Consider the following 15,633-nt stretch of genomic DNA (forward strand, 5'->3'; position numbering starts at 1 on the left):
CAATGACCATCCAGACCGACGACTTCACCCCCGCCCCCGCCAAACGCGTCATCTCCGCAGTTCCCGTTTCCCCCCAAGAGGAGGCCATCGAACGTGCCCTGCGCCCCAAACTCTTGCAGGAGTATGTGGGGCAGGCCAAGGCCAGGGAGCAGTTGGAAATCTTCATCGGCGCGGCGAGGAAGCGGGGTGAGGCGCTGGACCATGTGCTGCTGTTCGGCCCGCCCGGCCTGGGCAAGACCACGCTGTCGCACATCATCGCGGCGGAGTTGGGCGTGAACCTGCGCCAGACCAGCGGCCCGGTGCTGGAAAAGCCCAAGGACCTGGCGGCGCTGCTGACCAACCTGGAAAAGAACGACGTTCTCTTCATCGACGAGATCCACCGCTTGTCACCCGTGGTGGAGGAAATCCTCTACCCCGCGCTGGAGGACTACCAGATCGACATCATGATCGGCGAGGGGCCGGCAGCGCGCAGCATCAAGCTGGACCTTCAGCCCTTCACCCTGGTGGGCGCCACCACGCGTGCAGGCATGCTGACCAACCCGTTGCGCGACCGCTTCGGCATCGTGGCGCGGCTGGAGTTCTACACGGCCGAGGAGCTGGCGCGCATTGTCCAGCGCAGTGCCGGGTTGCTCCATGCACCGATGGATGAGGAAGGTGGCTTCGAGATCGCCCGCCGCTCGCGCGGCACACCGCGCATTGCCAACCGGCTGCTGCGCCGGGTGCGCGACTATGCAGAGGTCAAGGGCGATGGGCGCATTACCAAACCCATTGCCGACAAGGCGCTGGCCATGCTCGATGTGGACCCGCAAGGCTTTGACGTGATGGACCGCAAGCTGCTCGAAGCCGTGATCCACCGCTTCGATGGCGGCCCCGTGGGGCTGGACAACATCGCGGCCAGCATTGGCGAAGAGGCCGGCACCATCGAGGATGTGATCGAGCCCTACCTGATCCAGCAGGGCTTCCTGCAGCGCACGCCGCGTGGACGCATTGCCACGCTGGCGGCGTTCCGCCACCTGGGGGTCACGCCCCCGAAGGCGAGCGGGCAAGATCTGTTTGGGGTGTGAGGGGCGTGGCAGAGCCGGGCTCTGCGCGGGCTGTGCCCCGCAGCATGCCTGCCACGATCAGCGCCTGTGCAGCGTAATACGTCGCCAGCACCCAGACCTGCGCCATGGGCAGGGGCGTCACAAACCGGTTGGTGGCCAGCAGCGAGTCGCTGAGCATGAAAAACCCGGCGCCGATGGCGACACACAGCGAAGCGGCGTCGCGCAACACGGTGGCGCGGCCAATGGCCTGGGCCGCCATCAGCGCAATCACCAGCACATAGGCCGCGACGGGGGCGCGGAGTGCAGGCGGCAGGCCGCCCGCCCACAGAAAGGCGTACATGGCCGCGCCGATGCCCAGCGTGGCCACCAGCGCACCCCGGTGCGGAAACCATGCCTGTCCACTTTTGGACAGCGCCACATAAAACAGATGCGCCACCAGAAAGCTCACCAGGCCGGGGATGAAGAAGCCATGGAACATGAGAAACACATCCCCCGCCAATGACCCGCCCAGGGCCGCGATCAGCAAGACCCAGGGCGTTTTTGCGCCTGGTGCACCTCTTGCGCTAGTCGAATATGCACTGGCAGCTGCCAAAATAATAGCAATCGCCATGGTCAGCGGTTTGAACAGCCAATGCCATTGTGTGAACCCCAGTGCACTGGTGGCCGTGGCCAGTGCCGCGCTTTGCAGCATCAGCGCCATCAGCATGCGAAGGCGCCCCTGCATCACAGCGCCCAGCGACCATTGCACTGTCAGCAGCACGGCGAACCAGACGGCGTTGTGCGCCAGCGGCGCCGTATCGGCCTGCCACAAAAAGGCCGCCACGCCCCCGAGCAGCAGCACAAACTGCACCAGTGCAAACCATTGCACGGCGCGCGACATCGGTGGGTGGTAGAGCGCCATCTGCGCCATGCTGAAGGCCGGCTTGGGAAAACGCTCCGCCACGTCCGCAGGCCGCCAGCCCGGCGGATTGATCCAGACCTTGAGCTTGTCGAGCCAGCTGCGTGCGTGCCAGCTGTCGTGCGCCAGCCCGGCGTACACCTGGGCGTTGGCCCACAGTGGGTCCCAGCTGTTGAGCAGGCCGCGGGTGCCATACACACATTTTTCCTGGTCGTCTTCGTCCTTGAAGGTGCCAAAAAGTCGGTCCCACAGGATCAGGATGCCGCCGTAGTTTTTGTCCAGATAGGCGTCGTTGACGGCATGGTGCACGCGGTGGTTGCTGGGGCTGCAGAACCAGCGGTCGAACCAGCCCAGGCGCCCCACCTGCTCGGTGTGCACCCAGAACTGGTAGAGCAGGTCAATCAGCGCCACGACGCCGAACACCAGCGGCGGAACGCCCGCCAGTGCCATGGGCACATAAAAGATCCAGCCCAGCAGCGCGCCCGAGCTGGTCTGGCGCAGGGCGGTGCTGAGGTTGTAGTCCTGGCTCTGGTGGTGCACCGCGTGCGCGGCCCACAGCACCGCCGATTCATGCCCCATGCGGTGGAGCCAGTAGTAGCAGAAGTCGTAGAACACCAGCGCCAGCAGCCAGCCGGGCAGGCTGGTCCAAAACGCATCGTTGCGCCACAGCGCCACGTGCTCGAACAGGGCGGTGTAGATGCCAATGCGCAGCAGCCGCGTGAACACTGCGCTGGTCTGGCTCAGCATGCCCAGGCTGATGCTGCTGACGGCATCGGCCAGGCGGTAGGTGTTGCGCTGGCGCTTGAAGCCAATGGCCAGCTCAAGGGCGATCAGCAGGAAGAAGACGGGTGTGGCAAGGACGATGATCTGGCTGGGGCTCATGTTGCCGGATTGTGGTCCAGCAGCCAGCTCACACCGGGGCAGGTGAACCCCTATAGCGCCGGTGTTTAGAGGGCTGCGCCTATGTCAGCGCTCCCCGTGCATCCACCCGGATGATGCGCTCCACCGTGCCGGCCGCCAAACCGCCGCGCACGCCGATCAAAAAGTCATGCAGATTGACCGTGGGGTCGCAATGGCCAGGGATGAGCCAGAGCATGTGTCCCAGGCTGGGCAGGCGGGCATCGGGAGCGTCCGCGTAGAGCAAGCCATGCTCGTCGCCCCCGTTGGCATAGCGCAGGGTGCGGTCGGCGGGCAGCAGGGCCACCGTGGGCAGGCCGGAGTCGATGGCGTGGCTCTTGTGACCGGCGTCGCACACGGCGTGGGTGTCGCGCACCGACACCACCTGGGTCTTGACGTACAGCGCATGTTCAAATGCGGGCTGCGCAGGATCGCGTTCGTTGCGCGCGTAATCTGCGTCCATGAACAAAAACGAGCCCGCCTGCAACTCGCCAAACACGCCGCTGGCGGCCTCATGGACCAGGGTACCTGTGCCTGATCCGGTGATCAGCGGCACGGGCAGCCCGGCGGCTTCGATGAGCTGGCGCGTGTGATCCGCCGCACGAACGACAGCGGCGATGGTCTCGCGCCGACCCACGCTGCTGGCCAGGTGCTGGGCGCGCCCATGGTAGGCCTGCAGCCCCGCAAACCGCAGGCGGTGGCTGCGCGACACGGCCAGCGCGAGCGGTACGGCGGCCTCGCCCGGCGGCACGCCGCAGCGGCCCTGGCCCACGTCGATCTCGACCAGCACATCGATGCCCGCGTCGCTGCCGTACTGCGCCATGGCTTCGGCCAGGCGTTCGATGCCATCGATGTGGTCCACGGCCACGCCCAGGCGACCGCCGCGCGTCGCCAGCAGCGCCGCCAGCCGCGCCACGCGGTGCAGCTTGGGCATGGCAATGACCTGGTTGGTGATGGTGATGTCATCGACCCCGCCAGCGGCCAGCGCCTCGGCCTCAGCGACCTTCTGCACGCACACGCCCTGGGCGCCAGCGCGTTGCTGCAGCAGCGCGAGTTCGGCGCTCTTGTGCAGCTTGGCATGGGGGCGCCAGCGCACGTGGTGCTTGCGCGCGAAGTCGGCCATGCGCTGGATGTTGCGGTCCATGGCATCCAGGTCCACCACCAGGGCGGGGGTGTCGATAGCGTCCACCCGCTGGCCGATGGTGGATTGCAATTCAGGCGTGGTTTTCATCGCGCACGACAATCTGGTCAAGGTGTTGGGTGTCCGCCCAGCCGACGAGGGTGAGGCCGTCAGGCGTCCACAGCAGGCGGTTGATGGCGGCGTTGGAGAGTTGCCAGGTGCGCGGCGCCTGGATGTCCTGGCGCGTGGCCAGGCGATACAGCACATCGAGCACGCCGCCGTGCGCCACCATCACCACCTGCTCGCCCACATGCTGCTGCGCCAGCGCGGTCACGGTGCGTTCGATGCGGTCACGCAAGGTGACGAGGGACTCGCCGCCCTCGGGCGTGTAGTGGGGGTCGCGCTTGCGCCAGCGCAATGCGTCCTCGGGCAGCTCGGCCTCGATCTCGGCAAACGTGCGGCCCTGGAAGTGCCCGAAGCTGCGTTCGCGCAAGCCGGGCTCGGTCTTCAACGGGGCGCCTGTGGTGTGGGCCACGGCCTGGGCGGTGGCGTGCGCGCGTTGCAGGTCGCTGGAGTAGATGGCTGCAATCGGCTCGCCCACCAGGGCCTGCGCGACCTGGGCGGCCTGCCACAGGCCGGTGTCGTTGAGCGGGATGTCCAGGTGGCCCTGGATGCGGGTGTCCACGTTCCAGGCGGTTTCGCCGTGGCGGATGGCAACGATGCGGGTGGCGTGCATGCAATAGACAGGCGTAGAGGGAATCAGTGTGAGGGCGGAACCAATGGCAGGCGTACTTGCCGTGGCCCCTCGGGCGGCTTCGGAAAGCCGTTGAGTGCGGCGTCGAACAGCACGCCATAGACGGCCGGATCGCTCACCCACACATCTTCGTGCACGGCGGAGGTTTCGTACACGACGGCCTGGGTGCTGGCGTCGCGCATCACGATGCTGACCGCGCGGCGGTGCAGGGGCGTGGGCTCGCCAAAACGCCACATGCCATGCACCCCCCAGCCCCGTCCATACCAGCCGCCCATGCCCCAGGGGCCGGGGCCGTAGGGGCCGTACGGGCGGAACGGGTCATAGCGCGGCACGGCGTCGGCCTGCACGCCCAGCTGCACCAGCAGGCGGGGCGCAGCATCGTCGCGCTGCAGGCCCGCGCGCGCCAGGGCCTGTTCGGCCAGTGTGGTGATGGTGTCGAACGAAGGGGCCTGCTGCGAAGGCAGGCGCTCAATGCGGTACGTGGCAGGTGCGGGCACGGCCGCCAGCGTTGAGAAGCTTTGCACCTGGCCCTCCACCACGCGGGTGGTGCTGCAGCCTGCGAGCAGGGTGACGGTGAGGCCCAGGAGCAGGGCGGGAATCCATCGGCGCTGTGTCATGGTCAGAGTGTCCTGAAACAAGGATCTCCGTGAGAGTGCCGCTGGCCCCGGCAGTTCACGACAGTTGCACCACCTGCACGCCGGGCAGCGAGGGCGATGGCGCCGCAAACTCTTCCTTGTCAAAGGCCTTGTCGCCGTCTTCGCTGGCGATGCCGGTGGCCTTGGCGTTCTTGAAGTCGTACAGGCTGCCGTCCAGCAGGTGCGAGGGCACCACGTTCTGCAGGGCGTTGAACATGTTCTCCACGCGGCCGGGGAAGCGCTTTTCCCATTCGCGCAGCATCTCGCCCACCTGCTTGCGCTGCAGGTTCTCCTGGCTGCCGCACAGGTTGCACGGGATGATGGGGAAGTTGCGGTGCGCAGCCCAGCGGGCGGTGTCTTTCTCAGCTACGTAGGCCAGCGGGCGGATCACCACATGCTTGCCGTCGTCGCTGACCAGCTTGGGGGGCATGCTTTTCATCTTGCCGCCGAAGAACATGTTGAGCAGCAGCGTCTGCAGGATGTCGTCGCGGTGGTGGCCCAGCGCGATCTTGGTGCAGCCCAGCTCATCGGCCACGCGGTACAGAATGCCCCGGCGCAGGCGGCTGCACAGACTGCAGGTGGTCTTGCCCTCCGGGATCAGCTTCTTGACGATGCTGTAGGTGTCTTCGTTCTCGATGTGGAAGGGCACGCCGGTGCTGGCCAGGTACTCGGGCAGCACATGCTCGGGAAACCCCGGCTGCTTCTGGTCCAGATTCACGGCCACCAGGTCAAAGTGGATGGGCGCGCGGGCCTTGAGCTTGAGCAGGATGTCCAGCAGCGCGTAGCTGTCCTTGCCACCCGACATGCACACCATGACCTTGTCGCCTTCTTCAATCATGTTGAAGTCGACGATGGCCTTGCCGACTTCGCGGCACAGGCGCTTTTCCAGCTTGTGGGTTTCACGCTCGATCTTCATGCGGGCGGCGCCGCTGGCGGCTGCCTCTGCAGGCTCGTCGGCCCAGCCGACGGGGGCGAAGAGGGCGGGGTTGGTGGTCGGGGCTTCGTTCACTACGGTGCTCATGGGGTCACCACTGTCCTGTCTCGACGCGAATGGCCACTTCGCAGTCGTCAAAAATTTCGAGTTTGGCAATCTTCACGCGCACGCCCAGCACACCGGGCAGCTGCATCAGGCGGTTGGCCAGCTTGCCGATCAGGCTCTCCAGCAGGTTCACATGCTCGGCCGTGCACTCGTCGATGATGATCTGGCGCACACGCCGGTAGTCCAGCACATGGCCGATGTCGTCGTCGCGCGGGGCCAGCGGCTGCACGCCCAGGCTCAGTTCGGCATCGACCTGAATGGGTTGCGGGTCGGTCTTCTCGTGGTCGAGGATGCCCAGGTTGGCATCGAAGCGCAAACCGGTGAGCGTCAGGATCTGCGTGCCAGTCATCTGGGGAGGGGTCTGTGTCATGGTGGGGGCTCGTTGTGTGCGCAAGCGCTGGGCTCACATCAACGAGAAATCGCGGTCAAACTTCATCAGGTGCTGGCCGCCATCGACCAGCAGCGTGGTGCCGGTGATGGAACGGTTCTCCAGCGCAAACTTCACCGTGGCGGCCACGTCCTCGGCGGTGGAAGAGCGGCCCAGGGGGCTGAGGGAATGCAGCTGCGCGAACTTTTCGTCGCTCAGCATATGGCTGGTCAGTGTGAGGCCGGGCGCCACGCCCACCACACGCACGCGCGGCGCCAGGGCCAGCGCCAGCATGGTGCCGGCGGCTTCCAGCGCGGCCTTGGAGAGCGTGTAGCTCATGAAGTCGGGGTTCTGGTTCCAGAGCTTCTGGTCCAGCAGGTTGACCACGGCGCCCTGCGCATCGGCCTCACCCGCCGCCACCCGGTCGGCCACATGCTGGTGCAGGGCCTGGGCCAACAGCACGGGGGCGGCGGTGTTGCTGCGCAGATGCTTTTCGAGTGCAGCAAAGCCAAAGGTCTCTACGTTGTCGTGCTCGAACAGGGAGGCGCTGTTGACCACCGCATCCACATGGCCAAAGTGCGCGATCACGCGGGGCAGCAGGCCGCGCACGGCGGCTTCGTCATCAAAATCGGCCTCAAAATGGGCGCTTGCGCTAGTCAATCTTGCACATTCAGCTACTGTATTGATAGCATCTTGCGCTGACGAGCGGTAGTGCACAGCCACCTGCCAGCCGCCGGCAGCCAGGGCCAGCGCAATGCTACGGCCCAGGCGCTTGGCGGCACCGGTCACCAGCACGGTGCGGGGGCGGTGGGGAAGGGAAGGGGTGGACATGTGGGGGACAATGCGGGCCGTGACCCAAAGACCCGACAGTTTAACGACCGCCCTGCACCAGCACATCGCCCAGGCCATTGCCGCCGAGGGCGGATGGCTGGGTTTTGACCGCTTCATGGCCCTGGCGTTGTATACGCCCGGCCTGGGCTACTACGCCAACGATTCCACCAAATTCGGCGCCATGCCGGAGTCAGGCAGCGATTTCGTGACCGCGCCCGAGATGACCCCACTGTTCGGCCAGACCCTGGCCGTGCAGGTGGGCGAGGCGCTGGTCCAAACCGGCACCGACGAGGTCTGGGAGTTCGGCGCTGGCTCGGGCGCGCTGGCGCTGCAGTTGCTGGATGCGTTGGGCGACCAGGTGCAGCGCTACACCATCGTTGATCTGTCGGGCAGCCTGCGTGCGCGCCAGCAAGCCAAGCTGGTAGCCCACGCCCACAAGCTGCGCTGGGTGGACGCCTTGCCCGAAAAGTTTAGCGGCGTGGTGGTGGGCAACGAGGTACTGGACGCCATGCCCGTGCAACTGCTGGCGCGCCACGGCGGCCAGCAGGGCGGTGTGTGGCATGAGCGCGGCGTGGCGGTAGCTCAGGACGGCAGTTTTGCCTGGGCCGACCGCCCCACCGACCTGCGCCCGCCCATCGACATCGAAGGCCCGCAGGATTACCTGACCGAGATCCACGCCCAGGGCGAAGGCTTCATGCGCATGCTGGCCGACCGGCTCACGCGCGGCGCCGCCTTCTTGCTGGACTATGGGTTTGGCGAAGACGAGTACTACCACCCCCAGCGCCACATGGGCACCGTGATGTGCCACCAGGGCCACCTGGCCGATGGCGACCCGCTGGTGGCGGTGGGGCTCAAGGACATCACTGCCCACGTCAACTTCACCGCCATGGCGCTGGCCGCGCAGGAGGCGGGCCTGAACGTGCTGGGCTACACCACGCAGGCGCATTTCCTCATCAACTGTGGGTTGCTCCCCAAAATGGAGCTGCTACCACAAGCGGGACGGGCGACAGCGGCCAAATTGATCATGGAACACGAGATGGGCGAGCTGTTCAAGGTGCTGGCCGTGGGGGCAGGCGAGCCCTGGGAACCCGTGGGGTTTGCGCACGGGGACCGGTCGCACCGGTTGTGATCCAGGTATTCGTTTGCTTCGAGAAAGATAGCTGCAGGCGCTTGGTGGGCAAGCGCTAGAGCCGAATTTGGCTTGAAGTTTCCTTGGCTTCGACCGGTTCAGCCTGAACGGTCGGAGATCTTGTGGGAGCTCCCCGCCACCAGCGTCATCCCATCGCTGCGGTCCTTGAGTCCCACCCCCGTGAGCCCCAGTTGCCGCGCCTCCTGGCACAGCCACCACAGGCGCGCAGCGGCGGCGGCGGGGGGCAGGCCTTCCGGCCGCACGTTGGAGATGCAGTTGCGCTGCGCATCGTTGCGCCCCACCTGCGGGTGCCAGGTCAGGTAGATGCCCAGGCTGTCGGGCGAGCTGAGGCCCGGCCGCTCGCCGATCAGCACCGCCACCAGGCGCGCGCCCAGCAGTGCGCCCACCTCGTCACCCAGCGCCACGCGGGCCTGTTGGGCAATCACCACGGGGCCCAGCTGCCAGCCTGCGGGCGCCTGTTGGCAAATCGCGTCGATGAGCGGTGGCGCCTGCCGCGCCACGGCCAGGGATGAGAGGCCGTCGGCCACCACCAGCAGCAGGTCCACGGGGCGGCCGCCGTTGTGCTGATCGCCCAGTGAGCGCAGCGCCTGCGCATCGGTATCGCACAGCCGCCGGCCCAGGTCGGGGCGCAGCAGGTAGGTGGCACGGTCGGGGGCGGCGCTGTGCACGGGGAGCGTTGCGCAGCCCTGGGCCTGCAGCTGGGTGGCCAGCGCTTCGGCGTCCAGCGGGATGTGCACGGCATCGCGCGCCTGCGCATGGGCCAGGCCAAAACGCAGCAGCTCGGCCGTGGGCAGGGCTGCGCCCGCACGCCCCAGGGCCAGGCGTGCCTGGGTGTGGGCGCGCAGGTCGTCCCAGGGGTCGGGAGGGATGCCGTGTGGCGCTGGTTCGTGTGTCATGCGCCCAGCCTCCATTGCCGCATTTGTGCCAGCGCCGGGTGTTGATCGTGGGCAGGCAGCAGGCGTCCGCCTGCATCCGTGACGTGCATGCGCTGCAGCCACGCGCCAAACTCGGGTGCGCACTGCAGGCCCAGCACCTCGCGCAGATACAGCGCGTCGTGGAACGAAGTGCTCTGGTAGTTGAGCATGATGTCGTCCGCCCCTGGCACGCCCATGATGAAGGTCAGGCCCGCCGTGCCCAGCAGCGTCATCAGCGTGTCCATGTCGTCCGAATCGGCCTCGGCGTGGTTGGTGTAGCAAACATCGCAGCCCAGCGGCACTCCCAGCAGCTTGCCGCAGAAGTGGTCTTCCAGGCCCGCGCGGATGATCTGCTTGCCGTCGTACAGGTACTCGGGCCCGATGAAACCGACCACCGTGTTGGTCAGCAGCGGCGCAAACGCGCGGGCGACGCCATACGCCCGCGCCTCGCAGGTCTGCTGGTCCACGCCATGGTGCGCGTTGGCCGACAGGGCGCTACCCTGGCCGGTTTCGAAATACATCACGTTGTCGCCCAGGGTTCCACGCTGCAGTGAAAGCGCAGCATCGCGCGCCTCCTTCAGCAGCGCGAGTGAAATACCAAAGCTCGCGTTGGCCGCCTCGGTGCCCGCAATCGACTGGAACACCAGGTCCACCGGCGCGCCTTGCTCCACCATCTGGATGGTGTTGGTCACATGCGTGAGCACACACGACTGGGTGGGGATCTGCAGCCGCTCGATCACATCGCCCAGCATGTGCACCAGCCCCGTCAGGGCGGCGATGCTGTCGGTGGCGGGGTTCACGCCAATCACCGCGTCGCCCGCGCCGTACAGCAGGCCGTCGATCATCGACGCCGCAATGCCGCGCAGGTCGTCCGTGGGGTGGTTGGGCTGCAGCCGCACGGCCAGGTGGCCCGGCAGGCCGATGGTGTTGCGAAACCGCGTGACCACGCGGCATTTGCGCGCCACGGCGATCAAGTCCTGGTTGCGCATGAGCTTGCTCACGGCCGCCGCCATCTCGGGTGTGATGCCGGGTGCCACGGCGGCGAGCATGGCGCTGTCGGTGCCGTGGGCCAGCAGCCAGTTGCGGAAGTCCCCCACGGTGAGGTGGGCGAGGGGCGCGAACGCGGCGGCGTTGTGGGTGTCGAGGATGAGGCGCGTGACCTCGTCGCTTTCGTAGGGGATGAGCGCCTCGCTCAGAAAGCGCGACAGGGGAATGTCGGCCAGGCACAGGCGCGCGGCCATGCGCTCCACAGCCGATGTGGCTGCCACACCTGCCAGGGCGTCGCCCGAGCGCAGCGGCGTGGCCTTGGCCATCACCTCCCGCAAGTCGCTGAACTGCCAGCGCTCGCCGCCAATGGTGTGCTGGTAGGCCATGGTGTGCTCTGCCCCTTCTGAATTGATCAGGCCACCACAATATGGCAGCCTGCTGCCTGCAGGGCCGCGAAGGCGGGCAGGGCGCGGGCGCCCGCGTCAGTGACCAGCGTGCCCACGTCGGCCAGGCTGGCATAGGTCACGCGGCTGGCTTGCCCCACCTTGCTGTGGTCGGCCAGCAAGATCAGCTCCTTGGCCTGCGCAGCCATGGCGCGGGCGACGGCGGCCTCGTGGTGTTCAAAGCTGGTGGCGCCACTGTGCACGCTGATGCCCACGGGCGAGAGCAGGGCCACGTCGGCGCGGTAGCGGTGGATTTCGGCCACGGTGGTGTCGCCATGGGTGGCCTGCACGGCAGGGTCGGTGCGGCCACCGAGCAGGATCACGTCGTTGCGCGTGTTGCGCCCGGCGTCGGCTGCAGCGAGCTTGAGCGCCACGTTCAGCCCGTTGGTAATGATGGTCAGGCCCGACAGGCTCGACAACGCTTCGGCCAGCAGGGTGGTGGTGCTGCCCGCATCAATGAACAGCGTTTGCCCCGGCTGCAGCAGCTGCAGGGCGGCGCGGGCGATGGCGCGTTTTTCGCGCTCGCGCACCGCCTGGCGCACGACCAGCGGGGGTTCGGGCTCTGGCCCCTGGGCCACCACGCCCCCGTGCACGCGCCGCAGAATGCCCTGCGACTCCAGCGCGAGGATGTCGCGGCGCACGGTTTCGCGGGACACGTCCAGGTCTTGCGCAATGCGCTCCGTGCTCACGCGCGAGAGCGTGGACAGCAGGGTGCGGATGCGGAGGAAACGTTCTTCTTGCAGCATGGTGGCGATGTTAGGCGGGCTTGGAACCTGGGGTGCGTCGGACGCGGCGCTGCGTGCCAAAGTGCAGCAGCAGCGCCAGCGAGCCCACCACCGCCATGATGCAGGTGGAGAACGCTGCCGCCTGCGAGGTCAGCCCCGCTTCATCCAGCCGCATCACCGTCACCGCCCCCATGGGCAGCGAGGGCGTGATGAGGAAGATCACGGCCGACAGCGTGACCATGGAGCGCATGAACAAGAACACCAGCACCGCCAGCAGCGTGGGCAGCAGGGCGGGCAGGTACACGTCGCGCAGCACACGGGCGGTGCTGCCGCCCAGCACGGTGGTGGCGTCTTCCAGCGTGGTGGGCACGTTGCGCATGCCGGTCATCATGGTCATGAAGCCCTGTGTGTGGTAGTGGTAGTAATTGCACAGCGCCAGCAAAATGGCAGTGCCATACAGCATGGCCCAGGGCCAGGTGGCCGTGTTGAAGGTGAACACATAGGCCAGCCCCAGCACCAGCCCGGGCACGCCCACCGGCAAGGCCGACAGCGCCGTGGCCGCCTGCGCCAGCCGTCCCGGCAGGCGGCGGATGCCAAAGCACAGCACAAACAGCATCGCCGTGCCCACGCTGGCGGCCAGGGCCGACACCCACACCGAGGTCCACAGCGGCGCATAGCCCCCCGCAATGGTGATGTCGTAGTGCTTGAGTGTGAGGTCTAGTCGATAGGGCCACAGCCGGATGAAGCTGGCTACCACCACCGTGAGCACCAGGACCACGATGCTGCCCGCAATGCCCATGCAGGCGATGAAGAATGCGGTATCGCGCCCCGGGCGGCGGGTGGGCGTGGGCGGCAGGGCCGATTCGGCACCTGCCCCGGCACGCTGTGCGGCCATGCGTTCGATGAACACCGACAACGCGGCGGGCGCCAGCAGCAGCATGCCCACCACCGCGCCCATGCCAAACTTCATCTGCCCGCTGACCTGGTTGTAGATCTCGGTCGCCAGCACGGCAAAGTTGCCGCCAATGACCACGGCGTTGCCAAAGTCGGTGATGGTGATGGTGAACACCACAAACCCCGCGCTCAGCAGTCCGTAGCGGGCCTGCGGCAGCGTGATGTCGCGAAACTGCCGCCACGGCGTGGCGCCCAGCACCTCGGCGGCGTCGTACTGCCGGGCATCGCCCTGGCGCAGCGCGGTGCGCACGATGAGCACGGCCTGCGGCAGCGCATAGAGCACGTCCGCAATCAGCAGGCCCCAAAAACCATAGATTTCGGGCCGCACGCCCAGCATCTTCCCCACGATGCCGTTGCGCCCCAGCAGGAAGATCAGGCCCAGCCCCAGCACCAGCGAGGGCGCCAGCATGGGCAGGGCCAGCGCACCGGCCACAAAGCGGCGGCCCGGCATGCCGGTGCGCTCCAGCCCAAACGCCACCACAAAGGCCAGCACCAGCGTGACGGCCGTGGTCACGGCGCCCAGCAGCAGACTGTTGGCCAAGGCCCGCCACACGCCGGGGGTGTCGAGCAACGCGGCGTAGTTGCCCCAGCCGATGCCACCCGTGTCCTGCACCAGGCTGCGCCAGGCAATGGCCAGCATGGGCACGCCAAAGAACAGTACCAGCGCGGCCAGCGGCAGCAGCAGGCAGGCGCGCAGCAGCCAGCGCTCGCTGGCATGCATGGGCGGCAGGTGTGGGGCGGCAGTGGTGCTCATGCGTGCACCCAGGCGCAGTCCGGTGCGCTCACCGAGATGTCCACGCTCTGGCCAGCCTCCCAGGTGCTGGCGCTGCTGGATTCGGCCAGCAGGTCCAGGTCGTTCCAGCGCAGCTGCACCCGCTGGATGCTGCCCAGGAAGGTGGTGCCGGTGACGCGGCCCGCGCCCTGCGCGCTGGCTTGCAGCTGCAGGCGTTCGGGGCGGATGCACAGCAGGGCCGATTCGGGCGCCATGCCTTCGGGGGCATCGCCCAGCGCGGGCTGCAGCAGCCGGGCCTGGGCAGGCGGCAGCAGGTTGCTGTGCCCCATGAAGTTGGCCACGAAGCGGGTGCGCGGCGCCAGGTACAGCTCGCGTGGTGAGCCCGCTTGTGCAATGCGCCCACCCTGCATGCAGACGATACGGTCGGCCATGGCCAGGGCTTCTTCCTGGTCGTGCGTGACCATGATGGTGGGAATGCCCAGGCGGCGCTGCACCTCGCGCAGCTCATGGCGCAGGTCGGCGCGCACGCGGGCGTCCAGGGCCGACAGGGGCTCGTCGAGCAGCAGCAGCGAAGGGTTCACCGCCAGTGCCCGCGCAATGGCCACGCGCTGCTGCTGGCCGCCCGACAGCTGCGCCGGGTAGCGCGCGCCAAAGTCTGCCAGCTTCACCATGTCCAGCAGCTCGGCCGTGCGCGCCTGCACCACATCGGCCGGCGTGCGGCGGATGGCCAGGCCGTAGCCCACGTTCTGCGCCACCGTCATGTGCGGGAACAGCGAGTACGACTGGAACACGATGCCAAAGCCCCGGTCGCGCGCCGGCAGCGTGGCCAGGTCGCGCCCGCCCAGCGTGATGCGGCCGCCATCGGCAGGCAGCAGCCCCGCGATGATGCGCAGCAGCGTGGTCTTGCCGCATCCGCTGGGGCCCAGCAGGCACACGAACTCCGAGGCGCCCACCGCGAGGTGGATGCGTTCGAGCGCGACCTGGCCGTCAAAGCTCTTGTGCAGGTCGGTGATCTGCAGGGACATGGTGTGTGGTCCTCGGGGAGTGCGGTTCAGTGCAGCGGTTCGGTACAGCGGTTCAGCGGCCGATCGTCTTTTGCCAGGTGCCCAGGATGGCGTCGCGTTCCTTGGCGGACTTGGCAAAGTCCATGGGGTAGAGCACCTTGGAGAGGTCGGCGGGCAGGCCTGCCGCTGCGGCCGCCTTGGATTGCGGCACGCCGGGCACGGTGACGATTTCCTTGTACTTGGTGTAGAGCTGCGCCGCGCCGGGCGACAGCGTCCAGTCCAGAAAGCGCTTGGCGTCGGCCTTGTTCTTGGAGCTGGCCATCAGGCCCGAGGCTTCCAGCTCATAGCCCGCGCCGTCGGTGGGGATCACCATCTTGACCGGGTAGCCCTCGTTCGCCGACTGCATGGCCGCAAACGCCAGCGAGGTGCCAATTGCAAACTCACCCGCCCGCGCGGCCTTGCAGGGGCGCGAGCCCGACTTGATGTACTGCGCCACGTTGCCGTCCATGGCCTTGATGAGCTTCCAGCCCTCGTCATTGCCGCGCGACTGGATCAGCGCGGCAATCTGCAGGTAGCCTGTGCCCGAGGACACCGGGTTGGGCATGACGACCTCGCCCTTGTAGACGGGGTTGGTGAGGTCCTTCCACGACGTGGGCATGGGCAGCTTCTTGGCCTTGAGCACCTCGGTGTTCACGCAGAACGCGGCCATGTAGCCGGTGGTGGTGAACCATTTGCCATCGGCGGCCTTGTCCTTGGCGGCCAACTTGTCGCTGCCCTTGGGGCTGTAGGGCTCCAGCAGGGCGGTGATGCGCGGGTCCAGCGTATTGGTCAGCGCCCAGCCCCAGATCACGTCGTGCTGCGGGTTGGCAGCTTCGGCCAGGATGCGCGCGCCCAGGTCGCCCGTGGACAGGCGCAGCACTTTGACATCCACATCGGGCAAGTCCTTTTTGGCGGCGGCCAGGTATTCCTTGATCTCGTCTTCTTCGAGCGCGGTGTAGGCCGTGACGGTGCCCGCCTGGGCGGCGGTCAGCCCGCAGGCCAAGGCGCTCAGCACGGGCAGCAGGCGCAGGGCGGCAAAGAGGGAGGAGCGTGTGCGCATGAATTTCTCCAGAACGGTGTGTTGCCAAAAAACAGTGCGG

At 67.3% G+C, this 15,633-nt stretch carries 15 protein-coding genes; 2 read left to right on the forward strand and 13 right to left on the reverse strand.

Annotated elements, in window-relative coordinates:
• Positions 1-2: 2 nt before the first annotated feature.
• Positions 3-1,064: a Holliday junction branch migration DNA helicase RuvB gene (ruvB, locus tag C8C96_RS07035; RefSeq protein WP_056059575.1), complete on the forward strand. Its 1,062-nt coding sequence runs from the start codon at positions 3-5 to the stop codon at positions 1,062-1,064.
• Here ruvB and C8C96_RS07040 read toward each other — a convergent pair.
• The 7 genes from C8C96_RS07040 to C8C96_RS07070 form a co-directional block, all read right to left on the reverse strand.
• Entirely contained in the window at positions 1,021-2,823 is a 1,803-nt protein-coding gene (locus tag C8C96_RS07040) for a lysoplasmalogenase family protein (RefSeq protein WP_121941872.1), read from the reverse strand. The two genes, ruvB and C8C96_RS07040, sit on opposite strands and share 44 nt — an antisense overlap.
• Before the next feature lie 79 nt (positions 2,824-2,902).
• Positions 2,903-4,069 carry a DSD1 family PLP-dependent enzyme gene (locus C8C96_RS07045; protein WP_121941873.1) on the reverse strand — a complete coding sequence of 389 codons (1,167 nt, stop codon included), beginning with the start codon at positions 4,067-4,069 and terminating at the stop codon, positions 2,903-2,905.
• Entirely contained in the window at positions 4,053-4,694 is a 642-nt protein-coding gene (locus tag C8C96_RS07050) for a histidine phosphatase family protein (RefSeq protein WP_056745541.1), read from the reverse strand. Before C8C96_RS07050 ends, C8C96_RS07045 begins: the two co-directional genes overlap by 17 nt.
• A gap of 23 nt (positions 4,695-4,717) precedes the next feature.
• Positions 4,718-5,329 carry a DUF4136 domain-containing protein gene (locus C8C96_RS07055; protein ID WP_121422176.1) on the reverse strand — a complete coding sequence of 204 codons (612 nt, stop codon included), beginning with the start codon at positions 5,327-5,329 and terminating at the stop codon, positions 4,718-4,720.
• A gap of 55 nt (positions 5,330-5,384) precedes the next feature.
• Positions 5,385-6,368: a tRNA 2-thiocytidine(32) synthetase TtcA gene (ttcA, locus tag C8C96_RS07060; RefSeq protein WP_199737450.1), complete on the reverse strand. Its 984-nt coding sequence runs from the start codon at positions 6,366-6,368 to the stop codon at positions 5,385-5,387.
• Positions 6,369-6,372: 4 nt separating this feature from the next.
• A complete protein-coding gene (locus C8C96_RS07065) occupies positions 6,373-6,756 on the reverse strand; it encodes a dihydroneopterin aldolase (RefSeq protein WP_233584178.1) in 384 nt (127 codons plus the stop codon).
• A gap of 33 nt (positions 6,757-6,789) precedes the next feature.
• A complete protein-coding gene (locus tag C8C96_RS07070; protein WP_121941874.1) occupies positions 6,790-7,584 on the reverse strand; it encodes an SDR family oxidoreductase in 795 nt (264 codons plus the stop codon).
• A gap of 10 nt (positions 7,585-7,594) precedes the next feature.
• On the opposite strand from C8C96_RS07070, the gene C8C96_RS07075 reads away from it, so the two are divergent.
• On the forward strand, positions 7,595-8,713 hold the full coding sequence (locus C8C96_RS07075) for a class I SAM-dependent methyltransferase (RefSeq protein ID WP_121941875.1): 1,119 nt from the start codon (positions 7,595-7,597) through the stop codon (positions 8,711-8,713).
• A 98-nt stretch (positions 8,714-8,811) separates the two neighbouring features.
• Here the strand turns inward: C8C96_RS07075 and eutC are convergent, their stop codons facing one another.
• The 6 genes from eutC to C8C96_RS07105 are packed head-to-tail and all read right to left on the reverse strand — an operon-like array spanning position 8,812 to position 15,593.
• Positions 8,812-9,630 carry an ethanolamine ammonia-lyase subunit EutC gene (gene eutC, locus C8C96_RS07080; protein WP_121943913.1) on the reverse strand — a complete coding sequence of 273 codons (819 nt, stop codon included), beginning with the start codon at positions 9,628-9,630 and terminating at the stop codon, positions 8,812-8,814.
• Positions 9,627-11,021, reverse strand: a complete 1,395-nt coding sequence (locus C8C96_RS07085) for an ethanolamine ammonia-lyase subunit EutB (RefSeq protein ID WP_121941876.1) — start codon at positions 11,019-11,021, stop codon at positions 9,627-9,629. The genes eutC and C8C96_RS07085 overlap by 4 nt, the downstream gene beginning before the upstream one ends.
• A 26-nt stretch (positions 11,022-11,047) precedes the next feature.
• Positions 11,048-11,824 (reverse strand): DeoR/GlpR family DNA-binding transcription regulator, encoded by a 777-nt coding sequence (locus C8C96_RS07090; RefSeq protein WP_121941877.1) that lies wholly within the window; start codon positions 11,822-11,824, stop codon positions 11,048-11,050.
• A gap of 10 nt (positions 11,825-11,834) precedes the next feature.
• Entirely contained in the window at positions 11,835-13,511 is a 1,677-nt protein-coding gene (locus tag C8C96_RS07095; protein WP_121941878.1) for an ABC transporter permease subunit, read from the reverse strand.
• On the reverse strand, positions 13,508-14,515 hold the full coding sequence (locus C8C96_RS07100; RefSeq protein ID WP_121941879.1) for an ABC transporter ATP-binding protein: 1,008 nt from the start codon (positions 14,513-14,515) through the stop codon (positions 13,508-13,510). Before C8C96_RS07100 ends, C8C96_RS07095 begins: the two co-directional genes overlap by 4 nt.
• 52 nt (positions 14,516-14,567) lie before the next feature.
• Positions 14,568-15,593 (reverse strand): ABC transporter substrate-binding protein, encoded by a 1,026-nt coding sequence (locus tag C8C96_RS07105; protein WP_121941880.1) that lies wholly within the window; start codon positions 15,591-15,593, stop codon positions 14,568-14,570.
• Positions 15,594-15,633 lie beyond the last annotated feature (40 nt).

The organism is Acidovorax sp. 100, from assembly GCF_003688355.1.
Classification (GTDB): Bacteria; Pseudomonadota; Gammaproteobacteria; order Burkholderiales; family Burkholderiaceae_C; genus Acidovorax; species Acidovorax delafieldii.